The sequence below is a fragment of the Streptomyces sp. NPDC030165 genome (genome assembly GCF_055573595.1).
Genome location: NZ_JBVIBD010000048.1, coordinates 1 through 19,883, shown reverse-complemented (window position 1 = coordinate 19,883; position 19,883 = coordinate 1). Strand labels below are relative to the sequence as shown.

Here is a 19,883-nt window from a genome sequence, read left to right as displayed (position 1 = left end):
CAGCACTTCACCACCGCCGACGAAGCATATAAGGCCGTCAGCGCCGACCCCGCATGGGCCACCGACGGCGACCGGATCGTGTGCAACCTCAGCGGCTGGATCAACCCCGAGCACCAGGCCGCCATCGACGCGATGCCCGGACGCGACGCCTACACCCAGACGTTCGCCAGCGCCGACAGCAACCGTCCCTGAGAGGAGCCGCACCGTCATGTCCCCGCAGCCGCTGCCCGACCCGCAGCACCAGTACGGCGGGCAGCAGCTGCCCGTCCCCGCCCACCACCGGCCCCCCAACGTCCTGTACGACGAGCTGGGCCGGCCGGTGCACTTCACGATCGGCCAGCCCCCGCCGCCGCCGCCCGTCGTCGTGCAGGCGCCCGTACAGCAGGGCCTGCCGCCCGAACTGCAGCGCCTCATCATCATCACGTTCCTGATCCTCGCCGTCATCGTCGTATGCACCGGCGCGCTCGTCGCCATCGTCGTCATGATGGGCGGCACCCTCATCGGCATCATCGGCACCGTCGGCGACGCCCTGCCCTACATCGGCGTCACCCTCGTCGGCATCGTCCTCGCCGCCGGATGGGCAGTATCCAAGCTCCGCGGCGTCGCCGGCGAGCGAGGAGAGCGGGGCTGATTCTCGTCTGTGCTTGACCGCCGATCACCGCTATGTCACAGTGAGCGCAGGCGCCAGTAGTGTGCCCTTCAACCACGCAGGAGCCCCCGACATCGTCGGGGGCTTTCTGCATGCCGGGGGAGGTGCCATGCGCCCGCACGACCTCTACCCCGACGACCTCGTCTACGCCCACGAAGCAGAACGCCTCACCGGCGTGCCCGCCACCGTCATCCGCAAATGGGCCTCGCGAGGACGCATCCAGCGCTTCCGCGGCGACGGCCGGCCCACCGGACTCGGCCACGCCGCCCGCACCATGTACGCCCTGCCGGAGATACGCGCCCTCGCCGCCACCTACCGGCCCACACCGCAGCGAGCACCCCACGCCGCCTGACCCTCGATACGGGCCCGACGTCCCCCAGGCGGGCCCCGCCTGCTGCCCGGCCCCGAGGCGGCCCAGCCGGGCAGCAGGCACCCCGACGCGAGAGGAGCCGTCCATGCCCACGAGCATCGACGAGGGCAAGGACTGGGCTCTCGCGCACTTTGAGCGTCACCAGCCGCGCACCGTCACCGACATCGGGCCCGGCTCCGGCACCTACGCCAAGCTCTTCCGGCCGCACGAACCCGAGGGGCCCGGCGTGTGGTGGACGGCCATCGAGGTCCACAAGCCGTACATCGGCCGGTACAAGCTCAAGAGCCGCTACGACGAGGTGCACCACCTCGACGCCCGCCGCGCCCCCGGACACCTCTACCACCGCGACCTCGTCATCTGCGGGGACGTGCTGGAGCACATGCCCCGCACGGAAGCCGTCGACCTCCTGCGCCGCATCGAGGCGGCCGGGGCGTGGCACATCCTCGTGTCCGTACCGATCGTCGACGCACCCCAGGGTGACGTCGACGGCAACCCTGCCGAGGAGCACGTGCATCACTGGGACGGCGACGATATGGACCGGGTGCTCACCGGTCTCGGCGGCGGCGTCGAGACGATGCGCGGGCACACGCTCGGCGTCTGGTGGTGGTCACGCCGTGGGTGAACGTTCGATCACCATGCTCGTGGACGTCGAGCAGGAAGCTGAGTTCGACCAGCATCGACACCTGATCCCCGGCAAGGAGCTTTCGCGACGCCGCAGCAACGACCAGCGGCACGTCGTCATTGAGATGACCGCCCCGCAAGCCCCCAGCCGGGCAGTCGCTATGTGCTCCTGGTTCCGCACCACCCACCCCGACCGGCAGGTCACGCTAGGCGGCATCGACTACTACGACGCCGACGGCAAGTGTCTGGACCAACCTTCAACTTGAGAGGCCCGCGCCGATGGCCCGCATCCAGATCCTCGAACTGCCCACCATCTACGGCAAGGACGGCACTGACGAGACGCCGTTCGTGCTCGTCATCGACCAGGCGGACGAAGCGGTGCTCGCGCACCTCGCTCATGGCGTCACCTTCAAGGAAGACGGAATGGCAGTCGGCACGCGCCAGCATCTTGCCGAGCAGATCGGTGCGCGTGCCGTCCTCGCCTTCGAGGAGACCATTGAGATCCCCGCGAACCATGCGCCAGTTGAGTCCGTCAGTTACACGCTGAAGGGCCGCGTCGAAGGCGACTTCGAGCAGTTCCGCGAGCAGGTACAGCAGGAGATCGCCAAGGCCCAGGCCGACATGATGCACAGCCTGCGGCGGGGGCGACCGTGAGCGGCGGCAGCTACAACTACCTGTACTGCCACACCTCCGGGCTCGAAGCCCAGCGCGGCGAAATCGAAGCCATGCACGACCGGCTCCACGGACTCGCCGCCGAAGGCGTGCCCGGTACCGCAGAAGCGGCCCGTCTCACCCGGTACGTGCTCATCCACCTCGACCTCGCCGAAGCGAAGGCGCAGGAACTGACCGACGTGTGGCACGCCGTCGAATGGCGCGACTCCTGCGACTACGGAGACGACACCATGCGAGACGCCATCGAGAAGTGGGTGCGCGACCGAGGAGCGACGTGAGCGGCGGCTGGCAGAACAGCGACCGCGTGAGACGCCTGCCGCCCGGCTGGAAGAAGATCCGCGCCGGTGTTCTGGCCCGGGACCCGATCTGCAAGCTGTGTGGCGTGCGGCCGTCCACGCACTGCGACCACATCCAGGCCAAGACCGACGACCACCGCGAATCGCAGCTCCAAGGCGTCTGCGCTGAATGCCACGGCCGAAAGTCGGCCGCTGAGGGCAACGCCGCACCCCGCACCAAGCCGGGCCGCACACGGCCGCCCGAGCAGCACCCCGGGCTGAGGTGAGAATGCGGTACCTGATCACCCACCCCAAGGGCAAGGGTGAGGACATCCTCGTTGAGGACCCCGACCTCACCCTCTCGTTCGCCGATGGGTGGGCTGTACTCGCCGACGCGCACGGCCCATGCCTCGCGATCCCCGCACACGCGGGCGCCACCATCACCCGCATCGACGAGACCCAAGACCAGCCCGAGGGGTGATCCACGTGGCCAGCAAGGGACGCGACAACGCCCAGACCCTGCGCAACTACTGGTCATCGGGCGCAGGCGCAGCCAAGATCCGATGGGGAACGCCGGGCGACTGGAAGCGGTGCGTGCGCGCCGTATCCAAGTACATGGGACCGAGGGCCAAGGGCTACTGCCAGCTCAGGCACATGCAGGCGACCGGCACGACCACCTCGCAGCACGCCCAGGCCAGCAGGCGCAGGCGGTAGCCACCCACCCGAGGGGCAGGGGCAGGCCGGTACGGGCAGGGCACCGAGGGAGGCAGCATGGACGTCTCCCATGTGCGCGACCGCATCGCACAGATCGTCACGAGCGCGAGCAGCGACGATGAGCGAGCTCACTCGCTCGAAGATGATCTCTACCGTGATGTACTCAAGGTCATCGCGCAGACGTCGAGTGATCCACTGGTGCGAGCCCTCGCAGCGGAAGCGATCAAGGCAGCGGAGATCGACTTCAATCGCTGGTACGCATGATCCACCCGCCTTGATCACCCCTGGGGGGTGCCCCCCCTCCCCGGTGATCACAGCCATCGGGACCGTATAGCACCTGACCGTCTGTACGAGTTCCCTAGGGCCACCGGCCCGCATGGTCACGCGCCGTCACTGCTGCCCTGGAGGCGGCCAGGCCAAAGCCCACCTGCTCGCCCCGGTGGCGGGCCTTGACCCTGGAGGTCGCCATGGGCACGCATGGACCCATACCCAAGCGCTCGGAGGAGCGTCGCCGCAGGAACAAGGACGACGGCCCTGGGCTCACAAAGGGCCCGTCCGGGGCGCCGCTGGATCTGCCGGACCTGCCGGAGCCGGACCCGCTGTGGCACCCGATCGCCACGGACTGGTACCTCAGCCTGCAGGAGTCCGGGCAGGCGGCGTTCTACCAGCCGTCGGACTGGGCGGTGGCCCGGTATGCGGCTGAGCTGATGTCCCGCGGTCTGTCGTCGGACCGGCCGCCGAACGGCCAGTACGTCAGCGCGCTCGACAGCGTGATGGCGCGGCTGCTGACCACGGAAGGGGACCGCCGTCGTGCGCGGATCGAGCTGGAGCGGAAGCCTGCCGGACCGCAGCTGGCCGCGGTGAAGCCGCTGGACGCTTACCGTGACCTCGCAGGCGGCTGAGGGAGAAGTCCCCGAGGTCGTCGAGCCGTTCACGATCGGACCGTCGTGGAAGCGCGGTCCGGACGGTCGGTTCCTGCTGCCGGAGTACACACTGGGCTGGCACTGCCTGGCGTGGACGGCCATCTACCTGCAGCACTATGCGGGCAAGCCGTGGCGCTACACGCCCGAGCAGGCCCGGCTGACCCTGTGGTGGTACGCCATGGATCCGGTGGCGAACCGGTTCTTGTGGAGGGACGGCGTCGTCCAGCGCCTGAAGGGGTGGGGCAAGGATCCGCTGATCGCGACGTGGTCGGCGTTCGAGTTCGTAGGGCCGTGCCGGTTCGGCGAGGTCGCGGACGACGGCAACGAGTGGGGCGTGCCGGCCGGGCAGCCGCTGGGGCAGCAGCATCCGGCGGCGTGGGTGCAGATCGCCGCGGTGAGTCAGGACCAGACCCGGAACACGATGACGCTGTTTCCGTCGATCCTGTCGAAGCGGGCGGTCGAGGAGTACCGCATCGACCTCGGCAAGGAGATCATCTACGCCGACAAGGGGCGGGCCCGTATCGAGGCGGTCACCAGCTCGCCGCGGGCCTTGGAGGGCGGCCGACCGACGTTCGTGTCCCTCGGCGAGACGCACCACTGGGTGGAGGCGAACCAGGGGCACGAGATGGCCGCGGTCATCGAGCGCAACGCCACCAAGTCGGCGGACGGGCAGTCCCGGACGCTGGCGAACACCAACGCCTATGAGCCGGGCGAGGACAGTGTCGCGGAGCGGACCAGGGAGGCGTTCGAGTCGGCGGAGGCCGGGCGATCGGTGGACACGGGGCTGTTCTACGACTCGCTGGAGGCCCCGGCCGAGGCGAAGCTGACCGAAGAGTGGATCGCGCCGACGCTGAAGGCGGTCCGCGGGGACTCGGTGTGGCTGGACATCGACCGGCTGAAGGCGTCGATCCTCGATGTGCGCAATCCGCCGTCCCGCAGCCGCCGGTTCTGGTTCAACCAGATCGTCGCCGCGGAGGATGCGTTTCTCGCGCCCTATGAGTGGGACGCCTGCCGCGACGAGAGCGGGGCGTTGAAGCCCGGCGACGAGCTGGCGCTGTTCTTCGACGGCTCGAAGAGCGACGACGCCACGGGCTTGGTCGCGTGCCGCATGTCGGACGGCTTCGTGACCGCGCTCGGGGTGTGGCAGCGGCCGGCGAACTGGCCGCAGGACGTCCCGTGGCGGGTGCCGCGCGAGGAGGTGGACGGCGTGGTGGACCAGGTGTTCGCCGACTACCGGCCGATCGCGTTCTTCGCTGACCCCGGCGCCGGCCATGACGACGCGGACGGCGAGCGGTACTGGGACGGCTACATCGACGCGTGGGCGCAGCGGTACGGGAAGCGGCTGAAGCTGAAGGCGGTGACGGGCGGCGTGAACCGGCACGCGGTGCTGTGGGACATGCGCGACCGGCGGCGCCAGCAGGCGTTCACGGAGGCCGTGGACCGGTTCTACCGGGATGTGCTGGAGCGGCAGGTGGCCCATGACGGGCACCGGGTGCTGCGTCAACATGTGGCGAACGCGCGGCGCCGCACGAACCAGTGGGGTTACACGATCGGCAAGGAGCACCGCGAGTCGGCCCGCAAGGTCGACCTGGCGGTGTGTGCGATCGGGGCGCGGATGCTGCGCCGGATGATGCTCAACTCGACGGCGTGGGCGAAGCGCGGCCGGCCTGGCAAGGGACGGGTGGTGGTGCTGCGATGACCGCCACGATCCCTGAGCTGCCGCTGCTGTCGCTCAGCCCGGACGAGCTGGACCTGGTCACGGCGCTGCGCACGGATCTCCTGTCGCACCGTCTCCGGCTGGAGTTGCTGGACAGCTACTTCAACGGCGAGCAGATCGTCCGCGACCTGGGCATCAGCATCCCGCCGCAGCTCAAGGGGCTGCACACGGTGATCGGCTGGCCGAGGATCGGCGTGGAGGCGCTGGAGCAGCGGCTGGACCTGGAGGCATTCCGGTGGGCGGATGGGTCGGATGCCTCTGACCTGGAGGAGATCGCCGAGGCGAACGACTTGTTCGACGAGGCGAGTCTCGCGCACCTGGACGCACTGACTTATGGCCGGGAGTACGTGACGGTCGGCTCGGGTGACTGTGGCAGAGCGGACTGTCCGCCGCTGATCACGTTTGAGTCGCCGCTGGACATGACGATGTTCTGGGATGCGCGGTCGCGGATGGCGACGGCGGCGCTGCGGGAGTCCGTCGAGGGCGGCGTGCGCCTGGTGACGCTGTATCTGCCGGATGAGACGATCCACGCCGCCGAGGTGGATAGCGGCGGCTGGGAGGTCTTCGACCGGGACCAGCACCGTCTCGGTGTGGTGCCGGTGCTGCGGATGGCGAACCGGCAGCGCACTGCGGACCGCGTGGGCAAGTCAGAGATCACACCCGAGGTCATGAGCATCACGGACGCGGGATGCCGTCGGCTCATGGGCATCGAAGTGCAGAGTGAGTTCTTCGGGGCCCCGCAGCGTTACATTCTCGGCGCATCCGAGTCCGCCTTCCAGGACGCCGAAGGCAACGCCAAAAGCGCCTGGGACACCTACATCGGCCGTGTCCTGGCGCTGGAGCGGGACGAAGACGGCCAGGTCCCGGCCGTCGGCCAGTTCACGGCTCACGATCCGTCGGGGCAGACGAAGATCATCGACCTGTACGCCCGCATCATGGCCACGCAGCTCGGGCTGCCGCCGCACATGCTCGGCTACACCAGCGACAACCCAGCTTCCGCGGACGCCATCCGCAGCTCGGAGGCCATGCTGGTGAAGAAGGCGGAGAGGCGCATCAGGCGCTTCGGGGCGACGCACCGGGACGCGATGCGCCTGGCGCTGTGGGTGCGGGACGGTGAGCCGCCGGACAAGCGTCGCCGGATTGAGGCGGTGTGGCGCAACCCGGCGACGCCGACGATCGCAGCGCAGACGGATGCGGCGGTGAAGCTTGCGCAGGCCGGGATCGTGCCGGCCGACTCGGACGTGCTATTGGAGATGGCCGGCTTCACCGAGGACCAGCGCCGTCGGGTGGCGGCAGAGCGTCGCCGTGCGCAGGGTGCGCAGGTACTGGACCGTCTGGCGTCGCTGGGCGAGCAGGACGATGCGCAGCAGTCGCCGGAGCCGGAGGACGACAGTGGCGACGGTCTCTGACGGCGGCGATGCCGCGGCCCGGCAGCGCGCCGCTCAGCGCGGCCTGACGCGGCTTCTGGCACGGGACATGCGCCGTCTGCGACGCATCATCATTCCGTCGCGCCTGCAGGCCACGGTGCCGGACTGGATGGAGGCCGTGCGAGCCCTGGTCGGCCAGTACGGGCAGGCGTCGCAGGTGCTGGCCGCGGACTACTACGAGGTCCAGCGAACGGCGGCCCGGTCACCGGGGCGGTTCACGGTGCCGCTGCTGGATCCGCCGCCGGACGAACGGGTCCACGCCAGCTTGCGGTGGGCGACAAAGGATCTGTGGCCGCGGGAGCCGGATGACCCGAAGGCCACGGACGCGCAGCGCGAGACGCTGGAGACGCGACTGGAGCAGGCCGAGAAGAAGGCCGAGGCCGTCGCGCAGAAACTCGTGGCCGACCAGGGCCGTGGCGCTGTCCGGGAGGCGGTGCGCCGCGACCCGCAGGCCACCGCGTGGGCGCGTGCCGCGGCTTTCGGCGCCTGCGCCTTCTGCAAGCTCCTGGCGATCCGCGGGGCCGTGTACAAGCAGGACACGGTGGATTTCCGGTCCCACGACGGCTGCCACTGCGGCGTCGTGCCGGTGTTCAAGGGACAGCGTTTCGAGCTATCCGATCACGCGCGTGAGTGGGAGCGGCTGTACCGGGAGTACGCCGCGCCGCACTCCGGAGACCAGCTCCGTCGTTTCCGGCGGGCTCTGGCCGAGCACGGGCACCTGCCCGCCGCTTCCTGACCAACTACGGCTGCCCTGGTGGCGGCCTTACTCAGCCCCTGGAGGGCCGTACCGCCATGCCCGAGAACGAAGAGACCGAGCAGCCCGTCGAGGAGCCGCAGGAGCCCGAGACCGCCCCGGAGGCGGACACGGGCACCGAGGAGGAGCCGTTCGACGCGGAGCGCGCGAAGAAGGCGCTGAGCAAGAAGAACGCGGAGGCCAAGAGCCTGCGCGAGCGCCTGAAGGAGCTGGAGCCTCTCGCCCGTAAGGCGAAGGAACTGGAGGACGCGCAGAAGTCCGAGCAGGAACGCCTCGCCGAGCAGTTGACCGCGGCACAGGACCGTATCAAGGCCGTGCAGCAGCGTGCGGTGCGCTCCGAGGTCCGGGCTCTGGCAGCCGGCGAATTCGCCGATCCGGACGACGCTCACGCCTTCCTCGACCTCGCCTCCTTCGTCGACGACGAGGGCGAGATCGACACAAACGGCATCAGCCGCAGTCTCGCCGACCTGCTCAAGCGCAAGCCGCACCTCGGCAAGCCTCCCGCCGACGGGCCGCGGTCGCCGAGGCCGGACCGCACGCAGGGCTCTTCGGGCAACGGCAACCGACCATCCCTCAAGCCGGAAGACGAGTTCGCCGGCTGGCTTACGAAGGCCCTCAACGGGGGCCGCTGAGAAAGGTAGCCCCTGATGGCTCACACCGACCCGATCAAGCTGTCGGACATCAATCCGACATTCCTGCCGCCGACGATCGTCGCGCCCATCTTCGAGAAGAGCGTCGAGACGTCGGCGGTCATGTCGCTGGCCCGCCGGGTGCCGCTGGCCATGACGGCAAACACGGCGGTGCCGGTTCCGCTGGACGTGCCGACGGCCGACTGGGTCGACGTGGCCGGCCGCAAGCCCTTGGGTACGGGCGGCATGGACATCAAGCAGATGTCCGGCAAGAAAATCGCGGTCTTGATTCCGGTCGCGATGGAGGTCGCGAACAGCAACGCCGCCGGGCTGTGGGCGCAGCTGCAGCAGGATCTGCCGACCGCGTTCTCCAGGGCGTTCGACCGGGCGACGATCCACGGCAAGACGATGAAGGGGGCCACCGGGCCGTTCGCCGACTACCTGGCGATGACGACGAAGAGCGTCGCGCTGGGTACGGCGTCGCAGGGTACGGGCGGCATCTGGAAGGACGTCGTCGACGGCATGGAAAAGATCATCGATGACGACTGGGACTACACCGGCACCGTCGCTGACTACCGCCTCAAGCCCAAGCTTCTCGGAGCGACGGACACGACTGGCCGGCCGATCCTGGTGGACACCACCGTGCCCGGCACGGGCGCGGCGCTGGCCGGGACGCTGGTGGGCGAGCCGATCGCCTACTCGCGGTCCGTCTCGGGCAAGGTCCGGCGGCAGTCCACGAGCACGGACTCGGGCCTGCGGGCGATCGGCGGGGACTGGTCGCAGACCGCTTACGGCGTCGGCATGGACATCAGCATCAAGATCAGCCGTGAGGCGACGTACATCGACGAGGACGGCGGCGTCCACTCGGCGTTCCAGGAGAACCTGGTGCTGCTGCTCGCGGAGGCGTACTACGGATTCGTCCTCGGCGACCCGGAGGCGTTCGTGAAGTTCACCGGCACGCCGAGCGGCAGCTGATGGCCGGAGCGGCCAGGCCGCTGTCCATCGTGGCCCGCGTCCACGCGATGCCGCCGGAGCACAACGCCGGCGCCGAGCACATGCTCGTCAGCATGTTCCGGCCGCTGGTGGAGCGCGGGCACGACGTACAGGTGTGGCTGTCCCGCTACGGCAGCGCGCACGAGCCTTACGACTACCGTGGCGTGCGGGTCGTTCCGCTGGAGGCCAGGCTGGACTTCGCCACGGTGGTGCGCCGGGCTGACGTGCTGGTCTCGCACCTGGAGTGCGTGCCGTCGACGTCGGCGCTGGCCCGCGGCTACGGCAAGCCGGTCGTGGTGGTGTGCCACAACACGCACATGCCGACGTTCCGGCACATGGCGGCCGGCGCCACGGCTCTCGCGGTCTACAACAGCCAGTGGATGCAGGCGGAGGCAGAGCTGTTCTTCGCCGAGTACCCGAAGAGTGTCCGGCCGGGCGCCGAGCTGGTCGTGCGGCCTCCGGTGTTCGCCGACGAGTACCGCACGAAGCCCGGCAAGGCCGTGACGCTGATCAACTGCAACGTGGAGAAGGGCGGGCGCGTCCTGGAGGCGCTGGCCCGCCGGATGCCGGACACCTCGTTCCTCGCGGTGCGCGGCGCCTACGGCGAGCAGATCCTGCCGGACCTGCCGAACGTCGAGATCGTCGAGCATGTGGATGGCGCGGAGATGCGGGACCGGGTCTACGCCCGTACCCGCGTGCTTCTGATGCCGTCCTCCTACGAGTCGTGGGGCCGGGCCGGCATCGAGGCGCTCGCCAGTGGCATCCCCGTCGTCGCGCACCCCACCCCGGGGCTGTGCGAGTCGCTCGGCGAGGCCGGGATCTTCGTGGACCGAGGGGACGTCGACGGCTACGAGGCGGTGCTGCACAAGCTGCAGACCCCTGCCGAGTACCGGCTCGCGGCGAAACGGGCGAAGGCTCGAAGCGCGGAGCTGGACCCGGCGGCGGACCTCGCGGCCTGGTGCGATGCCGTGGAGGCCCTGGCCCGATAGGAGGCGGCAGTGGCGTTCGTGACTCCGACGGCCGAGCAGCTCGGCCTCTACCTCGGGCTCTCGGAGGTCGACGGGGCTCGCGCGGATTTCCTCATCCAGCAGGCGGTCGCGCTGTGCGAGTCGGTGGTCAAGCCGCTGCCGGACCGGGCCACGGCGATCGTTCTGTCGGTGGCGGGCCGCGCCTACGTCAATCCGCAACAAATCGCATACGAGACGATCGGCCCGATGTCCGTACAGCGGCCCTCGGGCTCGGGCGGGCTGTACCTGACGAAATCGGACAAGGCGGCGCTGAAGTCGCTCGCGGGCCGAGGCGGGGCGTTCACCGTCGACCCGACTCCGGCGACCGCGGACCCGTCGCCGACCTGGCCGATCGATGACACCTACGGGCCGGGGCTCGTGTACGAGCCGGGCTGGGGGTGGGTGTAGATGCCCGCCCCCTACCCGTATGGCGAGACGGTGGTGCGGCTGCGGTGCGGTCCGTCGACGGGCCGGGACGAACGCGGCAAGCCGATCCCCGGCCCGCTCACGGAAACGCCGGTCCGGGGCTGTGTGGTGACGCCGCGGGCTGAGACACCGCCGGTGGGCGGCGTCCAGCAGCAGGGCCGGGACACCGTCATCGGCGGCTGGACCGTGTACGCTCCGGCCGGCTCGGACTGGCGCACCACCGACCAGGTCCGTATCCGCGGCGAGACCTGCGACATCACCGGCGAGCCCGGCGACTGGGGACGCAATCCGTTCACGGGGACCCATGGGCCGGTGCAGTTCGCCGCGGACCGGGTCACGGGCTGAGCCGTACCCGCGCCTCTTCGACGGCGGCGACGAGCTTGGTGGCGGCGTCGTTCGACCGGTACGGGATCGACAAGCTGTTGCGGTCGGACTGCGGCGGCCTACCGCCGGCGAGCAAGCTCCTGCTCTCGCGGGCCGGTTCGATGCCGGGCAGCAGGAACTGAATGTAGCCGTGGAACAGCCGTGTTGCCGGTTTCAAGGTGGTGCCGGTGATGTTGCGGACACTGAGCCGGTGGTCAACCGGCCGGGAGCCGACGGCCTTCTTCGTGATGGTGATCCATTCGCCGTCGAAGCTGATGCTCGCCTGCACGCCCTTGACGTCCATACCGCCCCCTTGCCGATGTCGAGGAGGTCATCTTGGCAGCGAAGTTCCGCATGAAGAAGAAGGGTGTCGGAGAACTGCTGCGCTCCCCGCAGATCGAGGCGGAGATGCTACGCCGCGCCGAGGTCATCAAGTCGGTCGGGCAGACGGTTGCCCCGGTCGGTGGCCCGTCCGACCCGCACCCGGGCACCTACAAGGGCAGCTTCCGTGTCACCAGTACGCGGCGCGGCGGGCGGCGTAAGGACCGAGCGACCGCCACCGTCACGAATACCGCTGCGCACGCCCGGTTCGTCGAGTACGGCACCGAGCGCGTCCACGCCCACCACGTCCTGCTGCGGGCCGCTGCTGCGGGCGGCCGGTGATGGCCTGGCCGGACGTCGAGACGCTGCTGATCGGCTGGTTGCGGCAGCGCGGCTACGACGCCCGCGACGAGCTGGACAACGACCTGCTGAACGATCTGCCTGTCGTGCAAGTCGAGGCGTTACCCGCCGGGGACGACGACGGATTCCGCCTGGAACGCGTCCTGCTGGACGTCGACGTGTACGCCGCGGACTCCGTGGCCGCCTCGGCCCTGTCCGGGCAGATCCGTCATCTGCTGCTGAACGAGTTGCGGGGCTCCAAGCTGCCCGAGGCGGTCGTCGGCAAGGTCGCGACGGTCGCCCGGCCCGCCAAGCGGCCCTACGAGAACATCGGTCTGCGCCGCTACGGCGCCACCTACGAGATTTACCTGCACCCGGTCTCCTGACGGCCGGATGGGCCCGCGCCGGACCCTGTCCCGCCCGTGCGCGGGCTCTTCCATGTCTGGAGACACCATGGTTTCGATCACCCGCGCCGCGGATCTGACGGTCGTCGGCGCCAACGGCGGCGGCTGGGTCAGCGTCACCGGCACGGCCGCACCGACATCGCCGCTGGTGCAGCCGGCCTCCCCCTGGGAGCCGCTCGGCGCCATCAGCGACGACGGCCTGACCTACGGTTTCGACGAGGATTCGCAGGAGTTCACGCCGTGGGGTCTGACCAGTCCGTTCCGCACGCAGATCACCAAGTCGGTGCGGACGTTCGGGCTGACGCTGTGGGAGACGTCGCGGGTGGCGGTGCAGTCCATCATGTACCGCATTCCCGCGGCCGAGCTGGAGCCCGTGGGCGGGATCACCAGCTTCGCCGAGACGGCCTCGCCTGAGCCGGATCGCCGCGCCTGGTGGTTCCTCGTCATCGATGGCGACTCGGCTCGCGGCTTCTACGTGCCGCAGGGCGAGGTGTCGGACCGCTCGGATGTGTCCTTCAAGCAGGACGAGATGTCCGGCTACGAGATCACCATCACCGCGTACCCGGACTCGGCGGGCAACACCGTCTACCACTCGGATTCGGTCCCGGCGACGCCCGCGAACCCCGGGTCCTGAGCTGGTGGGCGGGCCGACACCGTCGGCGCGGGCCCGGCCCGCCCACCTACCCCCTTGCCCGCGCCGCTGACACGAGGAGGCCCGCGCGATGACCGAGACGACCGCCGCCGAGGCGCAGGAGATCGAAGCCGACGACGACGGGTACGTTCCCATTCCGCTCGCCGGGTACGACGGTGTCACCAAGGACGTCCGCGCCCTGCCCGCGACGCGGTGGCGGGCGTCCGCTCTGCGCGCGCTCCGCGAAGGAGATGTCGATCTCTTCATGAGCCGCGTGCTGCATGAGGACGACTACGACACCTACCTGGACCTGGACCCCGATCAGGACGGCATCGGCCGTTTCGCGCAGGCGGCAGCCGAGGCGACGGGTGAGGACCTGGGGAAATCACCTGGACCGCGCAGGTCCTCGAAGACCACGCGGAAGCGGTAGAAGCCGACCTCCTGGACCGCGGTCACGACCTGCTGGACGTGTACCGCGGCCGGATGACGTGGCGCCGTCTGCGAGTCCTCATCCAGCACCTGCCGCCGGAGTCGCACACGATGACGGCGCTGCGCAACGCCCTGCCGGCCGAGGACCTGGATCGGCAGGCAGATGAGGGTGAGCCGGAGAAGGGCCGCTGGTCGCAGGCCGAGCAGCTGCTCGCCGCGGTGTACGACCGGCTCGGGCGCATCGAGTACGTACTGGTCGCGGCGAATACCGAGAAGAAGCGCGACCGGCCACAGCCGCCGGAGCCCCTGCGCCGGCCGGGTGCCGTGCCCCGCAAGAAGAAGCCCGCCGCAATGACCGATGGGGCGCGCGAAACCTTGTTCCGCCTGATCAACGGAGGCGCCGCGTAGCGCACGGGAGGAGGCTCCCGTGGCCATCAGCGTTGGCTCCGTCGAGGTCGATGTCGTTCCCAACACGCAGGGGATCTACGGGCGGCTGCGCTCTCAGCTGGAGCCGGCCGCCTCCCGTGCGGGCAATGACGCCGGCCGGAACGCCGGGCAGTCATTCGGCTCGGCGATGCAGCGCGAGGTCGGCGGCACCGGCCTGCGCATCGGCGAGGAGATCGGCCGCCAGATGGCGGCGCGGATCACTGCGTCGGTGCGCGACTCGATGCGCGCCGGCGTCACCCAGGGCGGTGCACAGGCCCGTGCCGCCGCGGTCCGTCAGGGCGATGAGACAGGCGGGGCGTTCTCCCGCAGCCTCAAGACCCGCCTAGAGGCGGCGTTCCGCTCCCTGCCGAAGCTGCAGATCGGCGCCGACACTTCCGAGGCCGACTCTGACCTGCAGGCGCTGCGGGTCCGGATGGAGACCCTGGCGGGCAAGCGGATCGGCATCGACATCGACGCCGAAGCCGCCAAGGCGGAGATCCGCCTGATCGAGGCGGAGCTGACCCGGCTCGGCGCCGAGCACCCGAACGTCCAGGTCAGGGCGGACACTGCGTCGGCTGCGGCCGAGCTGGCCGCCGTCCGCGCGGAGATCGAGGCGGTCGACGGCAAGACCGCCCGCGTCAATGTCGACACCTCGGGCGCGCTGTCGGCAATCTTCCAGCTCACGGTCGCGCTGGCCGGTGTCGCCGCGATTCCCGCAGTCCCGGTGCTGGCCGCAGGGATCGGCGCTATCGCCTCGTCGGCGGTGGCCGCCGGTGCCGGTGTCGGCGCGCTCGCCGCCGTCGCCATTCCGGCGTTCGTCGGCATCAAAGGTGCGCTGGACGCGCAGAAGCAGGCGCAGGACGCCGCGGCCACCGCCACCGCGAACGGCGGCCAGGCCGCCGCTCAGGCCGCTCAGCGTTCCCTGCAGATGGCCGGGGCGCAGCAGGCTCTGGCGACCGCGCACCGCAACGCGGCCCGGCAGATCGCGCAGGCCGAGCAGGGCGTCACCGACGCCGTTCGCCAGGCCGCACAGAACAACGCGAACGCCGCCGACCAGGTCAAGCAGGCCCGGCAGTCGCTCGCTGACGCCTACCAGCAGGCCGCCGACCGCAGCCGGGCCGCGAATGAGCGCGTCCAGCAGGCCGAGCAGTCCCTCGCTGACGCACAGCGCACCGCCCGTCAGGCGCAGCAGGACCTCACCCAAGCCCGCCGCGACGCCGCGCTGGAGCTGGAGGACCTCTCCAACCGGCTCGCGAGCGCGCAGCTCAGCGAGCGCGACGCGGCGCTGTCCGTACAGGAGGCCCGCGCCCGGCTGGACGCCACCCGCGCCGCCGGGTCACGGGCATCCCTGCTGGACCAGCAGCGCGCGCAGCTCGCCTACGACCAGGCCCTGCAGCGGCTTCGCGAGCAGCAGACCGAGACGCGCCGCCTGACCACGGAGAAGGCGAGCGCCGACAAGGCCGGGGTGAACGGCTCGGAGACGGTCCGTTCCGCCGAAGAGCGGCTGGCCGCGGCGCGCCGCGGTGTCGCCACCCAGCAGAAGGGCCTCGCGAAGGCGCAGCAGGACGCGGCCCGCACGCAGATCCAGAACACCCAGGCGATCGCCGCCGCTCAGGACAAGGTCGCCGCCGCTCAGCGGAACGTCGCCCGCGTCCAGGAGGACGGCGCACGGTCCGTCGTGCGCGCGCAGCAGCAGCTCGTCGCCGCACAGCAGTCCGCAGCCGACAGCGTCGCCTCGGCACAGCGGCAGATCCGGGCTGCGCAGTTGTCGGCGGCGGGCGGGGCGAACGCGGCGGCGACGGCGCAGGAGAAGTACCGGCAGGCCCTCTCCAAGCTGTCGCCTTCGGCGCGCGAGACATTCAACGCCTTCCTGTCGCTCCGCTCGGCGTTCAAGGCGTGGTCGACGAGCCTTCAGCCCGCGGTGATGCCCATCTTCACGCGGGCACTGAACGGACTGAAGAACAGCTTGCCGGGATTGACGCCGTTCGTGCTGGCAGCAGCGCGCGCTATTACGGCGCTGCAGGCCCGCGTCTCGGCCGGGTTCAAGTCGCCCTGGTGGAAGTCTTTCAAGACCGACCTTGCCGCATCGGTGATCCCTGCCCTGACCGGGCTGGGCATCAGCTTCGGCCGGGTGTTCAAGGGGATGGCCGGGATTGTTCAGGCCTTCCTGCCGCACATGGATCACATCAGCCAGCGGATGCAGACCCTCACGGGCCGGTTCGCGAACTGGGGTACATCGCTGAAGGGGTCGCCGGAGTTCGAGCGGTTCCTGTCCTACGCCTCCAAGACGGCGCCGCTGCTCAGCGGTGCTCTGCGGCAGATCGGCAGTGCGTTCCTGAGCATCGGCCAGTCTCTGGCGCCGATCTCAGGGCCGCTGCTGACGGTCATCGCCGAGCTGGCGCGCGGGATCGCCATCATCGCGACGCACGCCCCATGGATGATCCAGGGCATCTACCTGATCATCGTGGCGGTCAAGCTCTGGACCATCGCACAGATAGCTCTGAACGCCGCGATGTCGGCGAACCCGATCGTCCTGATCGGCATCGCCATCGCCGCGCTCGTCGCGGGCGTGATCTGGGCCTATAACAGGTTCAGTTGGTTCCGCACCGGAGTCCAGGCCGCCTGGGCGGGCATCCAGACGGCCGCGTCGTGGGCGTGGAACAACGTACTCAAGCCGATCTTCGAAGCCTTCGCCGCCGCCTTCCGGGTGGTCGCCGCGGCGGCAACGTGGCTGTGGCAGAACGTGCTGCAGCCCGTGTTCTCGTTCATCTGGACGGCGGCACGCGTGCTGTTCACGATCCTCGTGGTTTCGGTGCTGCTGCCCATCCAGCTCGCCTTCCGGGCAGTCGGCGCCGTCGCGGGCTGGCTGTGGCGCAACGCGATCAAGCCCGCCTTCGACGGCATTGCCGTAGTGGCCCGCTGGCTGTGGCGCACGGTGCTCAAGCCCACGTTCGACGCCTGGGCGGCGATCTTCCGCGCGCTCGGATCGGTCGCCTCGTGGCTGTGGCGCAACGCCGTGCAGCCCGCCCTGCGGGGTATCGGCTCGGTGATCTCGTGGCTGTGGCGCAACGTCGTCCAGCCCACCATCAACGCCTGGAAGTCCGCCTTCCGCGCAGCGGGGTCGGTCCTGAGCTGGCTGTACAACAACATCGTCCGCCCGGTCATGGGCTGGATCGGCGATCGGATCGGCTGGGTCTGGCGCACCCTCATCAAGCCGCCGTTCGACGCCATCAAGAAGGCCGTCGGCCTGGTCGGCGACGCTTTCGGCAAGGCCAAGGACGCCATCGGCCGGTCCTGGGACAAGCTGCGCGACATCACCAAGAAGCCCGTCAACTTCATCATCAAGTGGGTTTACACCAACGGGATCAAGAAGCTGTGGGACGGCGTGGCCAAATGGGTTGGCCTGGGCAAACTCCCCGATGCACCTAAGCTCCTCGCTGCGGGCGGCACCGTGGGCAACGGCTTCGGCGCCGCCGCCCCCATGAAGGTCAGCCGCCCCACGGCCATCGTCGGCGAGGGCAACCCCCGCTACCCCGAGTACGTCATCCCCACCGACCCCAAGTACAGGGGCAGGGCTCAAGCCCTGTACGCCGCCGCGGGCACCCAGCTCATGGCCGACGGCGGCATCCTTGGCTCCATCTGGGGCGGCATCAAGTCCGGCGCGGGCTGGCTCGCGGACAGGGGCAAAGACGTCCTGAAGGCCGCCGGCTCCGTGGCGGCCGGCGCGCTGGAGCCGTTCTTTCGCGCCGGGTTGGGCGTGGTCGACGGGGCCCTCAAGCGGGTGCCCGGCGCCGACACCGGCCTCGGCAAGGTCGTGCGGGCGATCCCGAAGAAGGTTGCCAACGGGATCTTGTCGTTCCTGCGCGGCCAGGATGAGCAGAGCATGGGCGGCGGACAGTGGGCCAAGCCGGTCAGTACCGGCTACGGCACGCGGTTCGGTGTCGCCGGGCGCATGTGGTCCTCCGGCCGGCACACCGGCCTCGACTTCCCGGCTGCGACCGGCACGCCAGTCCGCGCGGTGGCGTCCGGCACGGTCTCGCAGGTCGCCACCGGCGGCCCGTATGGGCAGCACGTACAGATCACCCACGGCGGCGGACTGTCGTCGCTGTACGCGCACATGTCGGCGATGCTCACCACTCTGCGGGCCCGAGTCGCACAGGGCCAGCAGATCGGCCGGGTCGGCGCCACCGGCAACGTCACCGGCCCGCACCTGCACCTGGAGGCACGCCTCAACGGCCGCCCGGTGGACCCCATGCCGTACCTGACCGGCGGCGGGGGCTCTCTCGGCGGGGCTATCCCTTCCGGGCGGCGCCGGGCCATCATCAGCCAGGCGCTGGCCGCGGCCCACGTCCCGCCGCCCGGCACCCTGCCCCAGTGGCTCGCCGGAATGAACACCCTGATCAGCCGCGAGTCCGGATGGAACCCGCGGGCGACCAACAGGTGGGACAGCAACGCGCGGGCCGGGCACCCCAGCCAGGGCCTGGCGCAGACGATCCCGTCGACGTGGAGCGCCTACGTGCCCGCGTCGCTGCGCAGCCGGGGCATCCTCGACCCGGTCGCGAACGTGGCCGCCGCGGTGCGCTACATCGTCAGCAGGTACGGCAACATCACCCGCGTCCAGCAGGCGAACGCCAACCGCCCGCCCGCCGGCTACGACTCCGGCGGCTACCTGCAGCCCGGCATGAACTTGGCGTTCAACGGCACCGGGAGGCCGGAGCCGGTGCTGACGACGCAGCAGCTGAACGCGCTGACAGGTGCCGCGGTACGCGGCGCGGACGGGACGGGCCTCGGCGACCTGCAGGTGCAGGTATTCGTGGGTGACCGGGAGATCACCGACATCGCGCGGGCCGAAGTCCGCCGGTCGAATGGCCAGCTGATCCAGACGCTCCGCGCCGGGAGGAGGTGACCTGTGGCGATCCCCGGCAACATGCTGTCGGAGACGACGGAAACGATCGACCCGAACACCAGCGGTTGGACCAGCAAGCTCAACTGCACGCTCAGTCTCGGCTCGGGCGGCCGGAACGGCGACGGCGTCCTGACCGTGAAGAGCGCGGCCGCGGGCGAGATGCAGGCCCGCACCGTGTCCTCGTACCCGGTCACTCCGGGGACGACCTACCACGTTCTCGCGGACGCGTCGGGCACGGTGCCCGAGCGGATTGGCATCCGCTGGCTGACCGCGGCCAACGCCGAGATTTCGGTGACATGGTCCCTGACCACGTCGGCCGCCTCGGCCAGCTGGCACCGGGTGAGCGTCGCCGGGGCGGCCCCGGTGAACGCTGCCCGCTGCGAGGTTCTGCTGTCGAGCACACCCGCCGCGGGAAACGTGAGCCACTTCTGGGAGAACGTGTACCTCGGCCTGCCGCAGCGCACGGTCGGCAACCTGCTCGGCTTCAACACCGAGACCTCGGAGATCGACGCCTCCGCGTGGACGCCCGAGGTCAACGCGAGCGTCACCCGGCAGGCGCCGCCGGTGACGTGGTCGGCGACCGCGTACACGGTGGGCGGTCACGTCATCGCCGTCACCGCAACGGCTGCGGGCAACGCGTCCGCGGTAACCGTCGAGCGGCCGGTCGTCACGCCGGGCACCGAATACCTCGCCTACGCCTACCTCAACCCGCCGTCGGCGGCTGCGAGCACCTGGGTGGAGTTGCGCTTCTACAACAGCAGCGGCACCCAGCTCAGCGCCTCGCGCGGCACACTGGCCGCGCCCGGAACCGGCTGGTACCGGCAGCGGGCCTCCGCCGTCGCCCCGGCGACCGCTGCTACGTGCGCGGTCGCCGCGGGCATCGACAG

Annotated in this window: 27 protein-coding genes and 1 pseudogene; 26 read left to right on the top strand and 2 right to left on the bottom strand. The window is 70.2% G+C overall.

The window, feature by feature from the left end; translation table 11 throughout:
* The 9 genes from ACZ4Z1_RS41210 to ACZ4Z1_RS41170 all read left to right on the top strand — a co-directional run.
* Positions 1–192, top strand: a 192-nt coding sequence (locus ACZ4Z1_RS41210) for a hypothetical protein (protein WP_468491846.1), incomplete at its 5' end; no start/stop codon positions are given.
* A gap of 16 nt (positions 193–208) precedes the next feature.
* Positions 209–631 (top strand): hypothetical protein, encoded by a 423-nt coding sequence (locus ACZ4Z1_RS41205; RefSeq protein WP_468491845.1) that lies wholly within the window; start codon positions 209–211, stop codon positions 629–631.
* 127 nt (positions 632–758) lie between these two features.
* Positions 759–1,001, top strand: a complete 243-nt coding sequence (locus ACZ4Z1_RS41200; protein WP_468491844.1) for a hypothetical protein — start codon at positions 759–761, stop codon at positions 999–1,001.
* Positions 1,002–1,104: 103 nt separating this feature from the next.
* Positions 1,105–1,641: a class I SAM-dependent methyltransferase gene (locus tag ACZ4Z1_RS41195; protein WP_468491843.1), complete on the top strand. Its 537-nt coding sequence runs from the start codon at positions 1,105–1,107 to the stop codon at positions 1,639–1,641.
* Positions 1,634–1,906 (top strand): hypothetical protein, encoded by a 273-nt coding sequence (locus ACZ4Z1_RS41190; protein ID WP_468491842.1) that lies wholly within the window; start codon positions 1,634–1,636, stop codon positions 1,904–1,906. Before ACZ4Z1_RS41195 ends, ACZ4Z1_RS41190 begins: the two co-directional genes overlap by 8 nt.
* A 13-nt stretch (positions 1,907–1,919) precedes the next feature.
* Positions 1,920–2,294 carry a hypothetical protein gene (locus ACZ4Z1_RS41185; protein WP_468491841.1) on the top strand — a complete coding sequence of 125 codons (375 nt, stop codon included), beginning with the start codon at positions 1,920–1,922 and terminating at the stop codon, positions 2,292–2,294.
* Positions 2,291–2,590, top strand: coding sequence for a hypothetical protein (locus ACZ4Z1_RS41180; protein ID WP_468491840.1), 300 nt, complete (start codon positions 2,291–2,293; stop codon positions 2,588–2,590). The genes ACZ4Z1_RS41185 and ACZ4Z1_RS41180 overlap by 4 nt, the downstream gene beginning before the upstream one ends.
* Positions 2,587–2,874, top strand: a complete 288-nt coding sequence (locus ACZ4Z1_RS41175) for an HNH endonuclease signature motif containing protein (RefSeq protein ID WP_468491839.1) — start codon at positions 2,587–2,589, stop codon at positions 2,872–2,874. Before ACZ4Z1_RS41180 ends, ACZ4Z1_RS41175 begins: the two co-directional genes overlap by 4 nt.
* Positions 2,875–2,876: 2 nt before the next feature.
* Complete coding sequence (locus tag ACZ4Z1_RS41170; RefSeq protein WP_468491838.1) at positions 2,877–3,068, top strand: hypothetical protein; 192 nt, start codon at positions 2,877–2,879, stop codon at positions 3,066–3,068.
* A 154-nt stretch (positions 3,069–3,222) separates the two neighbouring features.
* Here the strand turns inward: ACZ4Z1_RS41170 and ACZ4Z1_RS41165 are convergent, their stop codons facing one another.
* A complete protein-coding gene (locus ACZ4Z1_RS41165; RefSeq protein WP_468491837.1) occupies positions 3,223–3,360 on the bottom strand; it encodes a hypothetical protein in 138 nt (45 codons plus the stop codon).
* On the opposite strand from ACZ4Z1_RS41165, the gene ACZ4Z1_RS41160 reads away from it, so the two are divergent.
* From ACZ4Z1_RS41160 to ACZ4Z1_RS41115, 10 genes are all read left to right on the top strand, one after another.
* Positions 3,359–3,565, top strand: coding sequence for a hypothetical protein (locus ACZ4Z1_RS41160; protein ID WP_468491836.1), 207 nt, complete (start codon positions 3,359–3,361; stop codon positions 3,563–3,565). The two genes, ACZ4Z1_RS41165 and ACZ4Z1_RS41160, sit on opposite strands and share 2 nt — an antisense overlap.
* A gap of 203 nt (positions 3,566–3,768) precedes the next feature.
* Positions 3,769–4,203 (top strand): phage terminase small subunit, encoded by a 435-nt coding sequence (locus tag ACZ4Z1_RS41155; protein ID WP_468491835.1) that lies wholly within the window; start codon positions 3,769–3,771, stop codon positions 4,201–4,203.
* Positions 4,184–5,923 carry a terminase gene (locus ACZ4Z1_RS41150; RefSeq protein WP_468491834.1) on the top strand — a complete coding sequence of 580 codons (1,740 nt, stop codon included), beginning with the start codon at positions 4,184–4,186 and terminating at the stop codon, positions 5,921–5,923. The genes ACZ4Z1_RS41155 and ACZ4Z1_RS41150 overlap by 20 nt, the downstream gene beginning before the upstream one ends.
* Positions 5,920–7,350: a phage portal protein gene (locus ACZ4Z1_RS41145; RefSeq protein WP_468491833.1), complete on the top strand. Its 1,431-nt coding sequence runs from the start codon at positions 5,920–5,922 to the stop codon at positions 7,348–7,350. The genes ACZ4Z1_RS41150 and ACZ4Z1_RS41145 overlap by 4 nt, the downstream gene beginning before the upstream one ends.
* Positions 7,334–8,104, top strand: coding sequence for a VG15 protein (locus ACZ4Z1_RS41140; RefSeq protein ID WP_468491832.1), 771 nt, complete (start codon positions 7,334–7,336; stop codon positions 8,102–8,104). Before ACZ4Z1_RS41145 ends, ACZ4Z1_RS41140 begins: the two co-directional genes overlap by 17 nt.
* Positions 8,105–8,160: 56 nt before the next feature.
* Positions 8,161–8,754: a phage scaffolding protein gene (locus ACZ4Z1_RS41135; protein WP_468491831.1), complete on the top strand. Its 594-nt coding sequence runs from the start codon at positions 8,161–8,163 to the stop codon at positions 8,752–8,754.
* Between the two features lie 15 nt (positions 8,755–8,769).
* A complete protein-coding gene (locus tag ACZ4Z1_RS41130; protein WP_468491830.1) occupies positions 8,770–9,726 on the top strand; it encodes a phage major capsid protein in 957 nt (318 codons plus the stop codon).
* Complete coding sequence (locus ACZ4Z1_RS41125; RefSeq protein ID WP_468491829.1) at positions 9,726–10,733, top strand: glycosyltransferase family 4 protein; 1,008 nt, start codon at positions 9,726–9,728, stop codon at positions 10,731–10,733. The genes ACZ4Z1_RS41130 and ACZ4Z1_RS41125 overlap by 1 nt, the downstream gene beginning before the upstream one ends.
* Positions 10,734–10,742: 9 nt before the next feature.
* Positions 10,743–11,159 carry a hypothetical protein gene (locus tag ACZ4Z1_RS41120; protein ID WP_468491828.1) on the top strand — a complete coding sequence of 139 codons (417 nt, stop codon included), beginning with the start codon at positions 10,743–10,745 and terminating at the stop codon, positions 11,157–11,159.
* Entirely contained in the window at positions 11,160–11,522 is a 363-nt protein-coding gene (locus tag ACZ4Z1_RS41115; RefSeq protein WP_468491827.1) for a hypothetical protein, read from the top strand.
* Here ACZ4Z1_RS41115 and ACZ4Z1_RS41110 read toward each other — a convergent pair.
* Positions 11,512–11,844 (bottom strand): DUF4429 domain-containing protein, encoded by a 333-nt coding sequence (locus tag ACZ4Z1_RS41110; RefSeq protein ID WP_468491826.1) that lies wholly within the window; start codon positions 11,842–11,844, stop codon positions 11,512–11,514. The genes ACZ4Z1_RS41115 and ACZ4Z1_RS41110 overlap by 11 nt on opposite strands.
* A 32-nt stretch (positions 11,845–11,876) precedes the next feature.
* Here ACZ4Z1_RS41110 and ACZ4Z1_RS41105 point away from each other — a divergent pair, with 32 nt between their 5' ends.
* From ACZ4Z1_RS41105 to ACZ4Z1_RS41075, 7 genes and pseudogenes are all read left to right on the top strand, one after another.
* Positions 11,877–12,203, top strand: a complete 327-nt coding sequence (locus ACZ4Z1_RS41105; RefSeq protein WP_468491825.1) for an HK97 gp10 family phage protein — start codon at positions 11,877–11,879, stop codon at positions 12,201–12,203.
* Positions 12,203–12,586, top strand: coding sequence for a phage tail termination protein (locus tag ACZ4Z1_RS41100; RefSeq protein WP_468491824.1), 384 nt, complete (start codon positions 12,203–12,205; stop codon positions 12,584–12,586). The genes ACZ4Z1_RS41105 and ACZ4Z1_RS41100 overlap by 1 nt, the downstream gene beginning before the upstream one ends.
* A gap of 67 nt (positions 12,587–12,653) precedes the next feature.
* A complete protein-coding gene (locus tag ACZ4Z1_RS41095; RefSeq protein ID WP_468491823.1) occupies positions 12,654–13,238 on the top strand; it encodes a phage tail tube protein in 585 nt (194 codons plus the stop codon).
* 88 nt (positions 13,239–13,326) lie between these two features.
* Complete coding sequence (locus ACZ4Z1_RS41090) at positions 13,327–13,665, top strand: hypothetical protein (protein ID WP_468491822.1); 339 nt, start codon at positions 13,327–13,329, stop codon at positions 13,663–13,665.
* Positions 13,666–13,718: 53 nt separating this feature from the next.
* Entirely contained in the window at positions 13,719–14,072 is a 354-nt protein-coding gene (locus ACZ4Z1_RS41085) for a hypothetical protein (protein WP_468491821.1), read from the top strand.
* 19 nt (positions 14,073–14,091) lie between these two features.
* Entirely contained in the window at positions 14,092–18,996 is a 4,905-nt protein-coding gene (locus ACZ4Z1_RS41080) for a peptidoglycan DD-metalloendopeptidase family protein (protein ID WP_468491820.1), read from the top strand.
* A 3-nt stretch (positions 18,997–18,999) separates the two neighbouring features.
* Positions 19,000–19,883, top strand: a pseudogene (locus ACZ4Z1_RS41075) (hypothetical protein); the annotation flags it as partial.

Coding starts and splice junctions, on each gene's coding strand:
- ACZ4Z1_RS41170 (WP_468491838.1), top strand. CDS start 2,877: ATGCGGTACCTGATCACCCACCCCAAGGGCAAGGGTGAGGACATCCTC.
- ACZ4Z1_RS41165 (WP_468491837.1), bottom strand. CDS start 3,360: ATGCTGCCTCCCTCGGTGCCCTGCCCGTACCGGCCTGCCCCTGCCCCT.
- ACZ4Z1_RS41085 (WP_468491821.1), top strand. CDS start 13,719: ATGACGTGGCGCCGTCTGCGAGTCCTCATCCAGCACCTGCCGCCGGAG.
- ACZ4Z1_RS41200 (WP_468491844.1), top strand. CDS start 759: ATGCGCCCGCACGACCTCTACCCCGACGACCTCGTCTACGCCCACGAA.
- ACZ4Z1_RS41135 (WP_468491831.1), top strand. CDS start 8,161: ATGCCCGAGAACGAAGAGACCGAGCAGCCCGTCGAGGAGCCGCAGGAG.
- ACZ4Z1_RS41160 (WP_468491836.1), top strand. CDS start 3,359: ATGGACGTCTCCCATGTGCGCGACCGCATCGCACAGATCGTCACGAGC.
- ACZ4Z1_RS41125 (WP_468491829.1), top strand. CDS start 9,726: ATGGCCGGAGCGGCCAGGCCGCTGTCCATCGTGGCCCGCGTCCACGCG.
- ACZ4Z1_RS41110 (WP_468491826.1), bottom strand. CDS start 11,844: ATGGACGTCAAGGGCGTGCAGGCGAGCATCAGCTTCGACGGCGAATGG.
- ACZ4Z1_RS41100 (WP_468491824.1), top strand. CDS start 12,203: ATGGCCTGGCCGGACGTCGAGACGCTGCTGATCGGCTGGTTGCGGCAG.
- ACZ4Z1_RS41205 (WP_468491845.1), top strand. CDS start 209: ATGTCCCCGCAGCCGCTGCCCGACCCGCAGCACCAGTACGGCGGGCAG.
- ACZ4Z1_RS41145 (WP_468491833.1), top strand. CDS start 5,920: ATGACCGCCACGATCCCTGAGCTGCCGCTGCTGTCGCTCAGCCCGGAC.
- ACZ4Z1_RS41195 (WP_468491843.1), top strand. CDS start 1,105: ATGCCCACGAGCATCGACGAGGGCAAGGACTGGGCTCTCGCGCACTTT.
- ACZ4Z1_RS41090 (WP_468491822.1), top strand. CDS start 13,327: ATGACCGAGACGACCGCCGCCGAGGCGCAGGAGATCGAAGCCGACGAC.
- ACZ4Z1_RS41130 (WP_468491830.1), top strand. CDS start 8,770: ATGGCTCACACCGACCCGATCAAGCTGTCGGACATCAATCCGACATTC.
- ACZ4Z1_RS41115 (WP_468491827.1), top strand. CDS start 11,160: ATGCCCGCCCCCTACCCGTATGGCGAGACGGTGGTGCGGCTGCGGTGC.
- ACZ4Z1_RS41185 (WP_468491841.1), top strand. CDS start 1,920: ATGGCCCGCATCCAGATCCTCGAACTGCCCACCATCTACGGCAAGGAC.
- ACZ4Z1_RS41155 (WP_468491835.1), top strand. CDS start 3,769: ATGGGCACGCATGGACCCATACCCAAGCGCTCGGAGGAGCGTCGCCGC.
- ACZ4Z1_RS41095 (WP_468491823.1), top strand. CDS start 12,654: ATGGTTTCGATCACCCGCGCCGCGGATCTGACGGTCGTCGGCGCCAAC.